This is a genomic window from Pseudomonas leptonychotis (assembly GCF_004920405.1).
GTDB classification, from domain to species: domain Bacteria; phylum Pseudomonadota; class Gammaproteobacteria; order Pseudomonadales; family Pseudomonadaceae; genus Aquipseudomonas; species Aquipseudomonas leptonychotis.
Genome location: NZ_RFLV01000001.1, coordinates 1,502,568 through 1,518,183 on the forward strand (window position 1 = coordinate 1,502,568; position 15,616 = coordinate 1,518,183).

Genomic DNA, 15,616 nt, shown 5'->3' on the forward strand with positions numbered 1-15,616 from the left:
AGAAGAGCATGTTCAACGCCGCCAACCAGACCCATTTCAGCCTGAGCATCGAGGGCCTCGCGCACGATCTGCAGGTGCTTGAGTTCACAGGTCGTGAGGCCATTAGCCAGCCGTTTGTATTCGAGCTGGAGCTAATCAGCGAACGTCCTGATCTTGATCTGGAAAGCCTGCTGCACCAACCTGCATTCCTCGCCTTTGCTCCTGGCGGCAACGGTATTCATGGCCTGATCTACCGTGTGGCGCAAGGCGACTCCGGGCAGCGTCTGACCCGCTACCACGTCACCCTGCGCCCGCAACTGGCGTACCTGGCGCATCGCACCAACCAACGCATCTTTCAGCACCTTACGGTCGAAAAAATCATCAGTCAGGTGCTCGACGAGCACGGCATCCAGAGCAACGCCTATCAGTTCGAATTCGGCCAAACCGTCTACCCCGAGCGTGAATACTGCGTGCAGTACGACGAATCCGACCTGCACTTTATCCAGCGACTGTGCGAGGAAGAAGGCATTCACTACCACTTCCAGCACAGCGAGCAAGGCCATGTGCTGGTCTTCGGTGACGACCAAACTGTGTTCCCCAAACTGCCTACCACTGCTTATCAGCAGGACAGTGGCCTAGTCGCCGATGAGCCGGTGGTCAAACGCTTCGCCTTACGCCTGGAAACCCGCACCAGCCGGGTAACCCGTCGCGACTACGATTTCGAAAAACCCAAGCTGTTGATGGAAGCCGCCTTCACCAGCGAATTCAGCCCGGACCTGGAAGACTACGATTACCCCGGCCGTTTTGTTGAGCGTGAGCGTGGCAAGCACCTGGCCAAACGTAACCTCGAACGTCATCGCAGCGATTACGAATTAGCCCAGGGTGAAAGCGACCAACCGCTGCTGCTCAGCGGCCACTTCCTTAACCTCAGCGAGCACCCGCGTGACGACTGGAACCAGCTGTGGCTGCTAACGGAAATCACTCACGAAGGTAAACAGCCGCAGGTACTGGAAGAGTCCGTTACCAGCCACACCCAAGTCAGCGACGGCTTCCAGCAGGGTTACCGCAACCGCTTCAGCGCCACGCCGTGGGACGTGCTGCATCGTCCTGCATTGGAGCATCCGAAGCCCAAAGTACTGGGCAGCCAGACCGCCGTGGTCACCGGCCCGGCAGGTGAAGAGATTCACTGCGATCAGTACGGCCGCGTCAAAGTGCAATTCCACTGGGACCGCGAAGGGCAAGCTGACGACACCACCAGTTGCTGGCTGCGCGTCAGCTCCAGCTGGGCCGGCGACCGCTACGGTGCAATCGCCATTCCGCGCATTGGTATGGAAGTACTGGTGACCTTCCTCGAAGGCGACCCCGATCAGCCGCTGGTCACCGGCTGCCTCTACCACGCCGAACACGTGGTGCCCTACGACCTGCCCGCGAACAAAACCCGCAGCCTGTTCAAAACCCTGAGCAGCCCCGGCGGTGGCGGCTATAACGAGCTGCGCATCGAAGACAAAAAGGGTGCAGAGCAGATCTACCTGCACGCCCAGCGCGACTGGGATGAAAACATCGAGCACGACCAGAAGATCCGCATCGGCAACCAACGCCACGACACAGTCGAAGCCAACAGCTACAGCGAATTCCAGGCCGAAGAACACCGCACCACCCACGCCGACCGCAAAGTGGAAACCCGCAGCAACGACCACCTCACCGTCGGGCAAAAACAACATGTAAAAATCGGTACCGGACAATTCGTTGAAGCCGGTAACGAAATCCACTACTACGCCGGTAGCAAAGTGGTGATCGAGGCAGGCATGGAACTCACCGCCAGCGGCGGCGGCAGCTTCCTCAAGCTCGATCCGGGTGGCGTCACCCTCAGCGGCGCAACCATCAAAATGAACTCCGGCGGCGCGCCGGGCAAAGGCACGGGAATTGGCATTGTGCTGCCGACTATTCCGGGGGCGGCGGATGCGGATAAGGCAGGAGAAAAGCCTCAACTCGCCCTCTCCAACGTACAGCTGCAAATGGCCCGCAAAGCACGTCAGATTGGTGCAAGTCGCTGCCCGATTTGTGAAGCCTGCCGGGATGGCGTCTGTGACACAGGACTCCGCGCATGATCGAAGTAGCCCAAGACTGGCTCACTGAACAGCTTGCCCAGCAACGCGAGCTGGTACTGATTATCGACAGCCTCGCAGAGCCTGACCCGATCAAAGCCCTGTTCGGCGCAGACCTTATGCCGGATTACGTCAACCTTTACCTAGGTACCGAGTTTGAGGACATGGCCGAGGTCGGCCCCTGGCTGGTGCGTTTGCACAACCCCAATGCAGAGCTTATTCAGACGCTACTCAATACACCCGAAAGTGACTGGGGTTGGCTGGCCAGTGCAGATCACATTGATCTAGCCACCCTGGCCCAACACTGGCAAGAACGCCTGCTGGTTGATGAGCAAGAGCAACGTGCGCTCTACCGCTTTCAGGACAACCGCGTAATCGCACGCCATCTTGCTCAACTCAGCGACGCGCAACGTCCCCTGCTATTGGGTCAGCTAAACAGTGCTCTTTGTTGGGATGGCCAAGCCTGGCAGAGCATCCATAACCCGCGCCCTGGTCTATACCCCGCGCCATTCGACAAGCCCTGGCAGGAATTTGCCGAGCCAGAGGCCGTCACCCAAGCAGTTCTGCGGCATAACCTGGAGCAGTGGTTGTGGCAAAACCACTCTGCAGCAACCGCCCAGTTGGCCGAAACGCAACCCTTGAGCAACTGGTTGGACGCACAACTTGGCCAAGCCAAAATATGGCAATGGCAGTCGTTAGAGCGTATTCAGTTTCTTCTTCAGTATCAACTTCAACCTGCACTTATCGATCATTGCGCATGGACAGTATTAGAGGATGAAACACCAGACTTACACTTCGCACGCACCTGCCGTGAATTGGTGAAGTATGAGGCATTACGCAACGAAAACCCTGTGCAGCCAAACGCAAATAAATATCAAAACCCAGAAGGGAAATTAGCGTGAACACTGTAATACGTACAGGGTTCTTAGTAGCCATTTTACTTTGCCTAACGGCCTGCGGAACTTTTATCGGAAGATCCGAAAGCTCTGCCATAGAGAGTAATTATTACAAAGGAACACAAGGCAATCTGATGTTGCTAGGCCTAAATAACAATAACAAAGAAGCCAATGGCGCAACTGTATTCTGCTGGATAACGGTGGTATGCCCAGTAATCACATTAGCGTCACTGCCAATCGACATCTCGATCGATACCTTATTACTTCCTTTTGACGCCTTTAATTAAAACTAACGCCTGCCCGATTGCACGGAGTGAGTAGCAATGAGATTTTCCATTAAGTCACCACACCTTCGCGCACTTTTATGGCCTGGTTTGCTTGGCCTCTCGCTAAGCGCTTGCAGTTCACTCAGCTCGCTAGCTGGTGAGAGCTTTACTCTGGAAGGCGAGTTGCCCGCCAACTTCTCACTCAAGGCCCAGGCCCACTATGGCGTGGCTAATGGCTGTGACGGTCGCAGCCAAGCTAAATCATTCGAAAGTGGCTTCCAGAGTGATCCGCAGCAGTACCGCTTCACCATCCCGGTCAGCTATCGCGAAGGGCTGTGTGAAATGCGCTTGGCCAGAGTCGGGTTGTTTATCCATGGCCGTTACGGCGACAAGGACTGGCAGCAAACCTACGACAACGGCGATTTGGTGATCGTCGACAAACTCCCAGAGGGAGCGCCCACTTTTCAGTCCAACGGCACGCTCACCAAGCAAGCGGAATGCTCATGGTTGTTCAAGTTGAGTACAGCCAAGTCTCGCTTCGGGCAAATAGACAAAATTCTGACCTGCAAAAATGCTGGCGCACACCTAGTACATACCGAACTCTCAAACAAGGTTGTCAGCCTGAGCTTTCGGGAAAGTGCTGATGAAAGACCATATATGAACGGATTTTGGTTAAAAACCACTATTGGCTGGAAACCCTGCACTGGTCGCTGGGGAACAGAACTCGAAGAGCTCTGTACAGAGCCACCACAGTTCAAAACCTTCGAAATGAACGGGCGCGCATGTACCGTCTACCCAAATTGCACGGAGTAAGCAGCGATGAATCAATTAGTGCAAAGGCGCTTTATTAAAACCTTGCTACTTACAAGCATGCTAGTTGGTGGCAGTGCATGCAGTTCAATTAATGTAGCTGTGCCAGGTTCTGAAAATTTTACTTTGGCTGGTGAATTACCTGCTGATTTTTCTTCAAAAATCACCGCCACCTACAACCCCACTCAACGCGAAGGCTGCACGCGCACTTTTTATAGCTATGGGCTTGGCAAAGAAGTTACTGAACTCAATCGGCATTTCGCCATCTTCGAAACCGAGCGCAATCCTCAACCCCAGCAAATCAAGCAACAAATACCGCTGAGCTACAAGCTGGTGGGTTGCACGTTGCAGTTAGCTTCGGTTGATTTCAAGGTGGTGGGGCATTACGGCCCTGATCCGGTATTCGACAAGTTCCCTTCCGGTGGCGGTCTGAAGATCTACGACAAGCGCCCAGAGCAAGCACCGCGCTTTCCGGCAAACGGCACCTTGGAAGTTCGCGGGCTCTGTACTTGGCTATTTCAAATCAGCAGCGCGCTGGCCCGCAAAGGAGGGATTGCAAAGCTTCTTTTCTGCCACGCAGCCGACGAACAGTGGCAAGTCGCGGAAGAATTTTCAAAACGGCGCGGCATGGGGGTAGCAGTGGTTCGCAACGAACTACCAGGAAAAATCATCAGAATGGAATTCCGGGTAAATCCTGAAGAAGAACCGTCTCACGACGACACATGGGTCAAATTCCCTGAGGGCTGGAAACCTTGCCTACCCAAACCGGGCTGGCCTAATTGCCAGAAGCCTCCAGTTTTCAAGACCTTCAAAATTAAAGGTCGCGAATGCACCGTTTACCCAAATTGCACGGAGTGATCAGGGATGAGTGACTCGGCTAAAACCAACAAAGTTGAAGCACTGGAGTGTCCATTGCGTGGGCATTGGATCAGCTTCCGCTTGGTTGATGAGCATGGCAACGGGCTACCCTATGCAGGGTTGCCTTATGTATTGCACGACAGCCAAGGACAAAAGTTTGAGGGAAGCTTGGACAGCGATGGTTTTGCGCGAGTGGGGGGCTTTTATTGCGGCCCTGTAGTTCTCGACATTTCAGCTCTAGACGCTGGTGATTTAGACCCTTGGTACAAGGTTCTCACCATCAGAAAAGCCTACAAACTCCCACTCACTGCTCTGCAAGTAGCCGCCGAGCAGTCTCCCACCGGCCCTCGCCGTGCAGATGGAAAAACCTATCTGGCGGAAGAGCGCGCTATGCGAGAAAAGGCCCGCTTTCTTCGGGTTGAGGTCAGTGACTTTGCCGAAGTCACCTCGCATCTACCGCGCAGCAATAGCGCATGGCATCCACGGCCGTCCGTCACACTTAAACAGAGCGCGGGGCTGGCGAAAGAACAACTGGGTACTGCTCTAGCACCCAACCAGCACCATGTGCTGGAGGTCAAAGCCTTACGCGCTTATCGGCCATTACTTTCCCTAAGCAAAGAGTTCAATGCACTGGATGCTTATCAGTTTGCTCTGATGGCAACGCAATCCTATGGCCCCTTCAACCTGCCTCTTGACGAGGATCCGAAGGGCGAAGCAAAACCGCCCTATTCGGTTCCCGGCACCCTTGGCCATGTACTGGACACCACGCTGGCGCACTGCGCGGAGCCCGATACCTTTGGCGGCGCAACACCCTACCACCTGCTGACCGAGGAAGTGCCCTACTCCAAACGGCTGGAAATTGTGCCCCATGATAATGAGCACTATGCCGGCTTAAGTGAGGAGCGCAGTACACCGCAAGCCGTGCACTTTCTGCATCAGCCTGCAAATACCTTGCGCGGCACGCTCGGCGAGGCCCAGGCCTTTATCACCCATGATGACCGAATGGTGTTGATCGTTGCCCGCGGCACTCAGGAACTCGCCGACTGGGTACGCGACGTCAATGCCACTCAAGTGCCTAATGAGGCGGGTGAGGGCCAAGCCCATCATGGTTTTCAGGAGTCCTTTAAGGCTGTGCGCGATTTTGTGGTGCCCTATCTGGACGCCTTCCATAGAACGCAGAAGATCGTGGTCTGCGGCCATAGCCTGGGAGGGGCCATAGCGTTGTTAATGGCCGAATGGATAAGAAACAATTGGTCCGAAGACGTGCTGCTCTACACCTATGGCTCCCCACGCGCCGGCGACGAGGCATTTGTAAAAGGTGCCGGCGCACTGACTCACCACCGTATCGTCAACCACAACGACCTTATCCCCACCGTACCTGCTCCCTGGATGGACACCAAAGGGGCCATGCTATGGCCGGGTGCCGCCGCCTTGATCGGCGGCTCAACTGGCGTAGGTGCGCTGCTGTTTCTCGCTGGAATGTATAACTTCAGCGGTGACGACTATCAGCACCATGGCCAGCAATGGCACTTTATGCCGCTGCCGCAGGCCGGTGGACCACCGACGTCTGTACTTTGGAAGCCAGGCTGCGCCGGCATTGAGCAAGCCACTTGCGCCCGCTACAACTACCTAGCCCTAAAAGGTGATATGCCCGAACGCAATGGTCTGTCCGTCCTGGATCACACGATGCTCGGCGGCTATATCCCGGCGTGCCACGCCACATTGCTGCGCTGGCAGGAAAGCCTCAAACGCGGCGGCAGCACCCTCACCAATCTCGAACAGAAGTGGCTATCTGACGAAATCGAGACCTATGGCAAAAAGTTGCGCCGCTGGAAAAACGTCACTTGGTCGCAATACAAAAATGACCCACGTAATCGCTCCATCCCAACCTGGGATCTGCGCCGGAATTATCAAGAAGCCAAAGCAGCGATAGAAGAAGACGTCACAGTCGAAATCGACAAGCTGGATATGACGCTTCAGCGGCTGGCGCTGTTGGCGAAGCAACCGATTACGTCCAGCGCAGTGTACGGCCAAGCGAAGAATCACCTCGAGTTCGAAAAGCTGGTTGCTCACTGGCTAGCGCATAACGAAAACCGAAAGACACCCCAACTAGCACGGATACCAGGTCCTAGCAGGCACCAATATGCATGACTCTAGTGACTTCACCACTGCATACACACCAGGGGCATCGGTGAATGCCAGCACAACCTCAACGCTCACAGCTCCCAGTTTCGAGAACTCATCCGCCATTTTTATGAACCAGGTCACCTGACAAAGCTCTGTCTTGCATTTCAATGCCCGCCCACAAGCAGCACTTTGCCACTACAACGGTGACTACCGTTGCCATTCACGCTTTCAAGGAGGAAATCCGCGTGCCTAAACGCTATTACGCTCTCGCTCTTCTCGCAGCCCTATGCCTCTCCGCCTGCAGCGGTAATTACAAATTCAGCGACGACGAATACCGCCCGCTGGGCGACCCGCAAGCTCAAACCCGCGGCAACTGACCGCAAGGAGTAAAACACCATGGAACTGGTCTTCGATGTGGTCAGTGCACAGCAGTTCGTGCCAGGTCTATTGACCACCAAAACCTTCAAACAGGCCGGCGGCATTATTGGTCGGGCGGAGGAATGCGACTGGGTGATTCCGGATCGCAAGCGCGTGTTGTCCAGTCGGCATGCCGAGGTGAGCTATCGCAATGGCTCCTTCTTCCTGACCGATACCAGCAGCAACGGTATTCAGCTGAAAGACAGTGGCGCCAGCCTGCGCAAGGGCGAGGCCCAGCGTATCGAGCACGGCAGCGTGTATTGCTTCGGTGACTTTGAGCTGCGCGCGCGGCTGATTCAGGACCCAGCGCTGTTCGCCGGCGATATCGGCCGCTCGCAACCTGCCGGCAGCATCATTCCGGATGACGCCTTTCTCGATCTTGACCCTATGACTGCGCTCGATCAGCAGGAGCGTGTGTACGCTCAGGTCGATGACCTGACGGCCGTGTTGCAGCCGCACAACGTGCATGCCCAGCAACGCGACTACGCGCAGATCGATGAAGAAAACCTGCTGGTCCCGGAGCTGATTGCACCGCCGGTAATCACCCAGCCCAAGCCCGCGCCAGCACCGGTGCGCCTGCCGCCCACCTTCTGGGAAAAATTTGGCGAAGCACTCGGCGTTAAGCTGGATGACCTCGACGATGACGCCCGCGAAGCCTTGGCCTTGAATGCAGCCAAGCTGCTCAAGCAGAGCGTCGGCAGCTTGCAACAGAGCCTACGCACCCGCAGCGAGCTGAAAAACGAGCTGCGCCTGGCCCTGACCACGGTGCAAAGTGCCGGCAATAACCCACTGAAACACAGCACCGACAGCAGCGAGGCATTAACCACCTTGTTGCGCGGCGGCAAGGCTGGGCAACTCAGTGCCGAGCAAACCATCAGTCGCAGTTTCCGTGATTTGCAGGCGCATCAAGTGGCACTGCTGGCCGCCAGTCGCGCGGCCGTCAAGGGCATGTTCGAGCAGCTGTCACCGGAGCAACTGAGCCTGCGTTTCGAGCGCGAAGGCCGTAAGCCGCTGATCGCCACCGCTGGCAGTCGCTGGCGCGCCTACCGTCGCCTGCACAGTGCGCTGGAACAGAACGACGACTGGAGTGACCGCCTGTTCGCCCGTGACTTCGCCCACACCTATGAAGAACAGGTCCGCCTGATCGCCACCCTCAACACCGATGTTCAAGGATGATCACCATGCACCGCTTGCTTCCCCTGGCCCTGTTGGCCGCCCTACTCAGCCTGACCGGTTGCGCGGCACTGTCGCCCTATTCGGACATGACCAAGCTCGACCTGACCCTCAACGGCAGCGATGAGCTGAACCCGGACCTCAATGGCCGCCCTTCGCCGATTGTGCTGCGCCTGGTCGAGCTGAAGCACCCGGTGTCCTTTGAAACGGCCGATTTCTTCTCACTGTATCAACGCCCAAAAGAAGCTTTGTCTCCGGACATGGTGGTGCTCGAGGAGCTGGAACTGCGCCCCGGCGAGCAGCGCAAGCTGAAGCTCTCGGTACAGCCGGGCAGCCGCTATGTCGGTGTATTGGCCGCCTACCGCGACCTGCCGGAAAGCAACTGGCGCACAGTGATTTCGCTCAACGAGCAGGAGCACAACTACAGCGTCATCACCTTGGATGCCAAAGGTATTCAAGCCCCGGATAAAGCCGACAAGGATGAGGACTAAGCCATGGCCATGCATAAAGTGGTCTGGCAGGAAGGCATGCTGCTGCGCCCGCAGCACTTCCAGCAGAACGACCGTTACTACGATTACCAGCTGAAAACCCGCACGCAGAAGCTCGACAGCTACGCCTGGGGCTTTTTCGAGCTGGAGATCGACCGCCAGTTCCTCAACATGGGCAAGCTGGTGGTGAGCAAGGCCAGCGGCATCCTGCCCGACGGCACCCTGTTCGATATCGGCGCCGAGCGTGAGCCGCTGGCCCTCGACGTGCCGCCGAATACCGGCAACACCCCGGTGTACCTGGCCCTGCCATTGGTCACCGGCAACCATATCGAAAGCCGTCGCCCGGAACAGCAGGACGTACTGGCACGCTTTACCGCATTCGATGAAGAAGTGGCCGATTCCAACGCCGGCGACAGCGCATCGAGCCAGGTCAGCTGCGGCCGCCCGGATTTCCGCTTGCTGCTGGGTGAACACCAGAGCGACCAGGCCTACGTCAAACTGCAACTGTGCGATGTGCTCGACACCACCCCGGACGGGGTGATCAGCATTGACCCAGAGTTCATCCCCACTTACGTCAACTTCCAGGCTTCCGGCTACCTGCTCAGCTGCCTGAAAGAAGTGATCAGCATGCTCGCCCATCGCGGTGACATCCTCGCCGAGCGGATTCGCGCCACCGGCAAGGTCGGCGGCGCCGAAGTCGGCGACTTCATGATGCTGCAGCTGATCAACCGCTTTGAGCCTGTGCTGCGCCATTACCTGGGTATCGAGCAGGTGCACCCGGAGCAGATCTACCGCGAGTTGCTTGGCCTGCTTGGCGAGTTGGCGACCTTCTCCAGCGAAATCAAGCGCCCGCGCCTGGAAGGCCGTTACCTGCACAGCGACCAGGGCACCAGCTTCCGCAAACTGATGGATGCGATTCGCCAAGTGCTGTCGATGGTGCTGGAACAGCACGCCATCGAAATGCTCCTGCAACAGCGTCAGTACGGCATTCAGGTATCGCCGCTACACGACCACAAGTTGCTCGCCACCTCCACCTTCGTTCTCGCGGCCAGTGCCCAATGCGACTCGGAAGAGCTGCGCAACCGCCTGCCGGCGCACCTCAAGGTCGGCCCAGTGGAGCAGATTCGCCAGCTGGTCAACCTGCACCTGCCAGGCATCAAGGTCAAACCGATGCCCGTGGCGCCACGGCAGATCCCCTTCCACTCGGGCAAAACCTATTTCGCCCTGGAACTGGGCTCCGAAGACCTGGCGCAGCTGGAACGCTCCGGCGGCTTCGCTTTCCACGTGTCCGGCGAGTTCTCCGGGCTTGAGATGAAATTCTGGGCGATCAGGAACTGATATGACTACCAAGGAAATGGAATACGGTCAGGACGACAAAACCGTCATCCTCAACCGTAAAGGTGATGCCCCAGCGCACAGCCCGCTGACCGATTTTGCCGCACCGCCGAAGTTCGAACAGCTGGAAGAGCGGATGATCTACGCCGCGCGTTTGCGCCCGGCCGAGAGCTTCAATATCAGCCTCAATCCACTGGTTGCGGCCGCGGCTACTTTGCTTTCGGAAGTGGTGCGGCTCAAGCACAGCTTCGACAGTGAGGACATGCACGCGCTTAACCAGCGTCTGGCCAGCGCTATCAAGTTGTTCGAGCACCGCGCCCTGCACGAAGGCGCAGAAAGCAGCCAAGTGATGGCTGCCCGCTACGTGCTCTGCACCGTGGTCGATGAGGCCGTGGTGACCACCGCCTGGGGCAACGAGAGCGAGTGGTCGCAGATGAGCCTGCTGTCGAGCTTTCACAATGAAACCTTCGGTGGTGAGAAGTTCTTCCAACTGCTCGAGCGCCTGTCGCGCAACCCGGTCAAACACCTGCCGATGCTCGAGCTGATGTACCTGTGCCTATCGCTCGGCTTCGAGGGCAAGTACCGCGTACTGCCACGCGGCATGCTCGAACTGGAAGCAGTACGCGACAGCCTCTATCGGCAGATTCGGCAGATGCGCGGTGACGTGCCGCGCGAAGTCTCGCCGCACTGGCAAGGCCTGAAAGACACCCGCCGGCGCCTGGTGCGCATCGTGCCGTGGTGGCTGGTGGCATTGTTCACAGTGGTTTGCCTGGTGGTGATGTATGGCGGTTTCGCCTGGGTACTGGGCGAGCAACGCGAAACGATTTTGCAGCCGTACGAGCAACTTGACCCGTCCGCGGGTGCATTCATGGATGAGACGAAATGAAGAGTTTCTTCAGCAAATTAGCCAATTTTTTCCGCAAGACCTGGGTCTGGAGCCTGTGCCTGGTATTGGTGCTGGCCCTGCTGGTGTGGTTCGTCGGCCCGCTGTTGGCCGTCAGTGATTACAAGTTCTGGGAATCGGCCACCAGTCGCTTACTGAGCATCAGCCTGTTGTTCCTGATCTGGGGCCTGGCCATGGTATTCGCCAGCTGGAAGGCCACCGCCCACAAAAAGGCCGAAGAAGATGACGCCGACGCCCAAGAGCGCCTGCGCCGTGAAGGCCTGATCAATGAAGAACAGGTCGAACTGCGCCACCGCTTCAAACAAGCGCTGCACACGCTAAAACGCTCCAGCCTGTACCGCGGCCGCAGCGAAAAATGGCGCAGTGAATTGCCCTGGTACATGCTGCTCGGCCCACAAGGCAGCGGTAAAACCAGCCTGCTGGACTTCTCCGGCCTGGACTTCCCGCTCAACCGTGGCGACCAGCAACGCCTGACCAAGGACGTATCCGGCACGCGCTACGCCGACTGGTATTTTGCCGACCACGCCGTGTTGATCGACACCGCCGGGCGTTACCTGACCCAGCCTGACGCGGCCATCGACGGGCGCGCCTGGGAGACCCTGCTCGGCTTGCTACGCAAACGCCGCGCACGCCCGCTCAATGGTGTGCTGGTAAATATCCCCGTCGAGTATCTGCAAGGCGGCAGCGAAGTCGAACTGGAAAACCTCGCGCGGCAAACCCGTCAGCGTTTGCAGGATATTCATCAGCGCCTCGGCGCCGACGTGCCGGTGTACCTGGTGCTGAGCAAAGCCGACAAGGTGCTGGGCTTCGATGAGTTCTTCGATCAGCTGTCGCGCGAAGAGAGCGATCAAGTGCTCGGCGCCAGCTTCCGTAAGGAGCAAAACGCCACTGATGTGCAGGTGATTCGCCAGGAATTCGAAGAGCTGCTGCGTCGCCTTAACAGCCAAGTCATCCTGCGTATGCACCAGGAGCGCGACACCCAGCGCCGTGGTCGTATTCTCGATTTCCCGCACCAACTCGGTCTGCTGGGCGAACGTCTGTGCCTGTTCAGCGAACTGGCCTTCAGCGGCAACCGCTATCAGCGCGCCAGCCAGTTGCGTGGTTTTTACCTGACCAGCGCGCCGGAACTGAATGACCAGCTCGACCCGAGCACCAGCAGCATTGGCCGCAACCTAGGCTTGGCCAGCAGCGCGCTGCCGACCTTCCGCACGGGCCGTGCGCGCTTTATCAATCACCTGCTCAACCGCGTGATCTTCCCCGAGTCAGACCTTGCCGGGCTGGATCAAAAAGAAGTGCGCCGTATCGATTGGGGCCAACGCGCCATGTACGCCACCGCACTGGTGGTGCTCGGTGTATTCGGCGTGGTCTGGGCCGGTGGCTTCTCCGGTAACCACGGCCGCCTGGAACAACTGCGTGACCTCGCTCAACAATTGACCCAACAGCACGGCAGCCTCAGCGCTCAGGATGATGCCCTGCGCACCCTCAAGGCGCTGGATCATAGCTATGCAGCCACCCAGGTATTCCCGCCAGTGGATGAGGTGTCCTACCTGCAACGCGGCGGTCTTTACCAAGGTGAGAAAGTCGACCCAACGCTGCAGAACGCCTATCGCGGCGAGCTGGAAAACCTGCTGCTAAGCCGTGTAGGCCGCCAGCTGGAAGCCCAAGTCCGCGCCAACCTGGGTGACCGTGAGCGCCTGCTCAACAGCCTGCGCGCCTACCTCATGCTCAACCTCGAAGAGCGCCGCGACAAAGCCTTCCTGCAAGAGTGGTTGGCAGCCGATTGGTCGTTGCGTTACGCCGGCAACAGCGTCGGTCAGCGTGGCCTCAACGAGCATTTTGACCGCCTGCTGTCGGAGTCCTTTACGCCTTACTCGCTCAATGCGCCGCTGGTCGCCGAAGCGCGCAAGATCCTGCGCAGCGAATCGCTGGCCAACGTGGTTTATCGCATGCTCCGCGACCAGGCCCGCAGCCTGCCGGAATATCGCCTGAGCCAGAAACTCGGCCCACAAGCAGGGCTGTTCGCCGGCAGCGACTATGCCATTCCGGGCTTCTACACCCAGGTCGGTTACCAGAAAACCTTCACCGCCAAGGGTGCTGATCTGGTGCGCGAGCTGCTGCGCGATAACTGGGTTCTGGGCGAAGGCGACACCTTAAGCAGCAACGACCTCAGTCGCCTGCTGGTGGAGATGGAGCAGCTGTACTTCCGCGACTACGCCAATTACTGGGGCGAAGCCCTCGCCCAGCTGTCGCTGGACCCGATTGGTAGCGCCGGTCAGGGCGCTCTGCAACTGTCTGGCCTAACCGCCGCCAACTCGCCGTTGCTGCAACTGCTGGTAGAAGTGCGCGACAACACGCGCTTCAAAGGCATGGCCGAAGCAGCGGATGATGCCGGTGCCGCCGCGGATGCCTTGAAAGGCGCCAAAGGTAAGCTGGGCAAGGTTGCCAAACTGGCCAGCTCGGCCGCCGAACAAGCCCAAGCGGCCCTGGTGAAAAACCTGCCAGACACCGCGCGCAAAACTTTGGAACGCCGCTTCGAACCGCTGCACCGTTTGCTCGACGAAAACGGCGGTGCCGGGCCGGAACTGGCCACCACCCTGCAAGCTTTGGATGCGCTGCAACTGCAACTGGCTAGCCTGGCGCACGCCAGCGCCCCGGAACAGGCTGCATTCGAATTGGCCAAGGCACGCATGGGCGGCCAACGGGATGCCATCAACCAGGTGCGCAGCAGTGCCGCACGCCTGCCCCAGCCAATCGGCAACTGGCTCGGCCTGCTCGCCGAAGACAGCTGGATGCTGGTGCTCAACGACGCCTACCACTACCTCAACCAGCGCTATAAGAGCGAGCTGTACGCTGCTTATAAAGGCTCGTTGAAGCAGCGCTATCCGTTCAGCGCGCACAGCGAAAGTGACGTGGCGATTGCCGATTTCCGCGAGTTCTTTAAGGCTCAGGGGATTGCCGAGCGCTTCTTCGACAACTACCTGAAATCCTTCGTCAGCGGCACTGCGGGACAGTACCAACTGCGCCGCGTGGATGGCCGTGGTCTGCCGTTGTCGCGTGAGTTCCTGCTACAGATGAGCCATGCGCAAACCATTCGCCGCAGCTTCTTCGCCGAGAACCCCAACGAGCCGAAAGTGCTGTTCAAGCTGGAGCCTTACTCGCTGGATTCAAGCCTGGGCCGCGCCGACTTCCGCTTTGGCGACCAGCAGATGGAATACCGCCACGGTCCCATCGTGCAAACCGCGTTCAGCTGGCCGGCAGAAGCCAATGAAGGGCGCACCAGCTTGGTGGTCGAAGAGCTCGGCGGGCGTAAGGTCGGTATCGAGAAGAACACTGGCCCGTGGTCGCTGTTCCGCCTGCTTGACCTGATGAGCGTGGATTACCACAGCGGCCGTGACGTGCTGATGCTTAAGGCCGACCTCGGTGGCCTGCGCGCCAACTACTTGCTGCACAGTCAGCGCTCGCCCAATCCGTTTGACCTGGACCAGCTGCGCAGCTTCAAACTGCCGGCCACGCTCTGATGCAAGCAGTTGCCAACCTCTGGCGTAGCGCGGCGCGTACCGACACCGGCAAGGTGCGGGCGCGCAACGAGGATGCCTTTCTCGCCCTGCCGGAGCAGGGCCTGTGGGTGGTTGCCGACGGCATGGGTGGGCACCAAAACGGTGCCCTGGCCAGCCGCTTGATTGTCGAGCAGTTGGCCGAGCCCAGTGTGGGTGATTTGCCGCAGCGTCTGGATGAGCTGCGCAAACGCCTGCACACGCTCAACCGCCGCCTCGGCCAAGAACTGACGGTCACCGCCGCCCACCCGGACCCGGTGATCGGCAGCACGGTGGTGGCACTGTTGATCGAGGGCGACCGCGCCGCCTGCGTGTGGGCCGGCGACAGCCGCTGCTACTTGTGGCGCGGCAGTCGCTTGTATCAGCTCAGCCGTGACCACTCGTTGCTGCAGCAGCTGATCGATGAACAGCAACTGAGCCCAAGCGAGGCCGCTCGGCATCCAGCGGCGCACGCCCTGACTCGCGCGATTGGCGCCAGCGACGAACTTAAGTTAGAAATTCTCGAACTCGACGTGCTGCCCGGCGATGCGTTTCTACTGTGCAGTGACGGTCTCTACCAAGGCATGTCTGCCGATGCGCTGGGTGCGGCACTCAATCTGCCGTCACCCCAGCTGACGCTGAATCGCTTGTTCCAGCAAGTGCTCGACGGCCCGGCGCGAGACAACCTGAGCGCGGTGGTGATCCGCCGATGAGGAGAACTCAAG

At 58.6% G+C, this 15,616-nt stretch carries 12 protein-coding genes; all 12 read left to right on the plus strand.

The window, feature by feature from the left end:
• Positions 1 to 8: 8 nt before the first annotated feature.
• The 12 genes from D8779_RS06770 (at position 9) to D8779_RS06830 (ending at position 15,604) form a co-directional block, all read left to right on the plus strand.
• On the plus strand, positions 9 to 2,087 hold the full coding sequence (locus D8779_RS06770; RefSeq protein WP_136663668.1) for a type VI secretion system Vgr family protein: 2,079 nt from the start codon (positions 9 to 11) through the stop codon (positions 2,085 to 2,087).
• Positions 2,084 to 2,986 (plus strand): DUF4123 domain-containing protein, encoded by a 903-nt coding sequence (locus D8779_RS06775; RefSeq protein ID WP_136663669.1) that lies wholly within the window; start codon positions 2,084 to 2,086, stop codon positions 2,984 to 2,986. The genes D8779_RS06770 and D8779_RS06775 overlap by 4 nt, the downstream gene beginning before the upstream one ends.
• A gap of 317 nt (positions 2,987 to 3,303) precedes the next feature.
• A complete protein-coding gene (locus D8779_RS06785; RefSeq protein WP_136663670.1) occupies positions 3,304 to 4,059 on the plus strand; it encodes a hypothetical protein in 756 nt (251 codons plus the stop codon).
• A gap of 6 nt (positions 4,060 to 4,065) precedes the next feature.
• Positions 4,066 to 4,914, plus strand: coding sequence for a hypothetical protein (locus tag D8779_RS06790; RefSeq protein WP_136663671.1), 849 nt, complete (start codon positions 4,066 to 4,068; stop codon positions 4,912 to 4,914).
• A 6-nt stretch (positions 4,915 to 4,920) separates the two neighbouring features.
• Positions 4,921 to 7,065: a lipase family protein gene (locus D8779_RS06795; protein WP_136663672.1), complete on the plus strand. Its 2,145-nt coding sequence runs from the start codon at positions 4,921 to 4,923 to the stop codon at positions 7,063 to 7,065.
• A gap of 221 nt (positions 7,066 to 7,286) precedes the next feature.
• Positions 7,287 to 7,418, plus strand: a complete 132-nt coding sequence (locus tag D8779_RS20770) for a type VI secretion protein (RefSeq protein WP_136663673.1) — start codon at positions 7,287 to 7,289, stop codon at positions 7,416 to 7,418.
• 19 nt (positions 7,419 to 7,437) lie between these two features.
• Complete coding sequence (tagH, locus tag D8779_RS06805; protein ID WP_136663674.1) at positions 7,438 to 8,634, plus strand: type VI secretion system-associated FHA domain protein TagH; 1,197 nt, start codon at positions 7,438 to 7,440, stop codon at positions 8,632 to 8,634.
• Between the two features lie 5 nt (positions 8,635 to 8,639).
• Positions 8,640 to 9,122 carry a type VI secretion system lipoprotein TssJ gene (tssJ, locus tag D8779_RS06810; protein WP_090240815.1) on the plus strand — a complete coding sequence of 161 codons (483 nt, stop codon included), beginning with the start codon at positions 8,640 to 8,642 and terminating at the stop codon, positions 9,120 to 9,122.
• A gap of 3 nt (positions 9,123 to 9,125) precedes the next feature.
• Positions 9,126 to 10,457 carry a type VI secretion system baseplate subunit TssK gene (gene tssK, locus D8779_RS06815; protein WP_090240817.1) on the plus strand — a complete coding sequence of 444 codons (1,332 nt, stop codon included), beginning with the start codon at positions 9,126 to 9,128 and terminating at the stop codon, positions 10,455 to 10,457.
• Position 10,458: 1 nt separating this feature from the next.
• A complete protein-coding gene (icmH, locus tag D8779_RS06820) occupies positions 10,459 to 11,340 on the plus strand; it encodes a type IVB secretion system protein IcmH/DotU (protein WP_136663675.1) in 882 nt (293 codons plus the stop codon).
• On the plus strand, positions 11,337 to 14,876 hold the full coding sequence (tssM, locus tag D8779_RS06825; RefSeq protein ID WP_136663676.1) for a type VI secretion system membrane subunit TssM: 3,540 nt from the start codon (positions 11,337 to 11,339) through the stop codon (positions 14,874 to 14,876). Before icmH ends, tssM begins: the two co-directional genes overlap by 4 nt.
• Positions 14,876 to 15,604 (plus strand): PP2C family protein-serine/threonine phosphatase, encoded by a 729-nt coding sequence (locus D8779_RS06830; RefSeq protein ID WP_090240823.1) that lies wholly within the window; start codon positions 14,876 to 14,878, stop codon positions 15,602 to 15,604. Before tssM ends, D8779_RS06830 begins: the two co-directional genes overlap by 1 nt.
• The last annotated feature ends 12 nt before the right edge of the window (positions 15,605 to 15,616 follow it).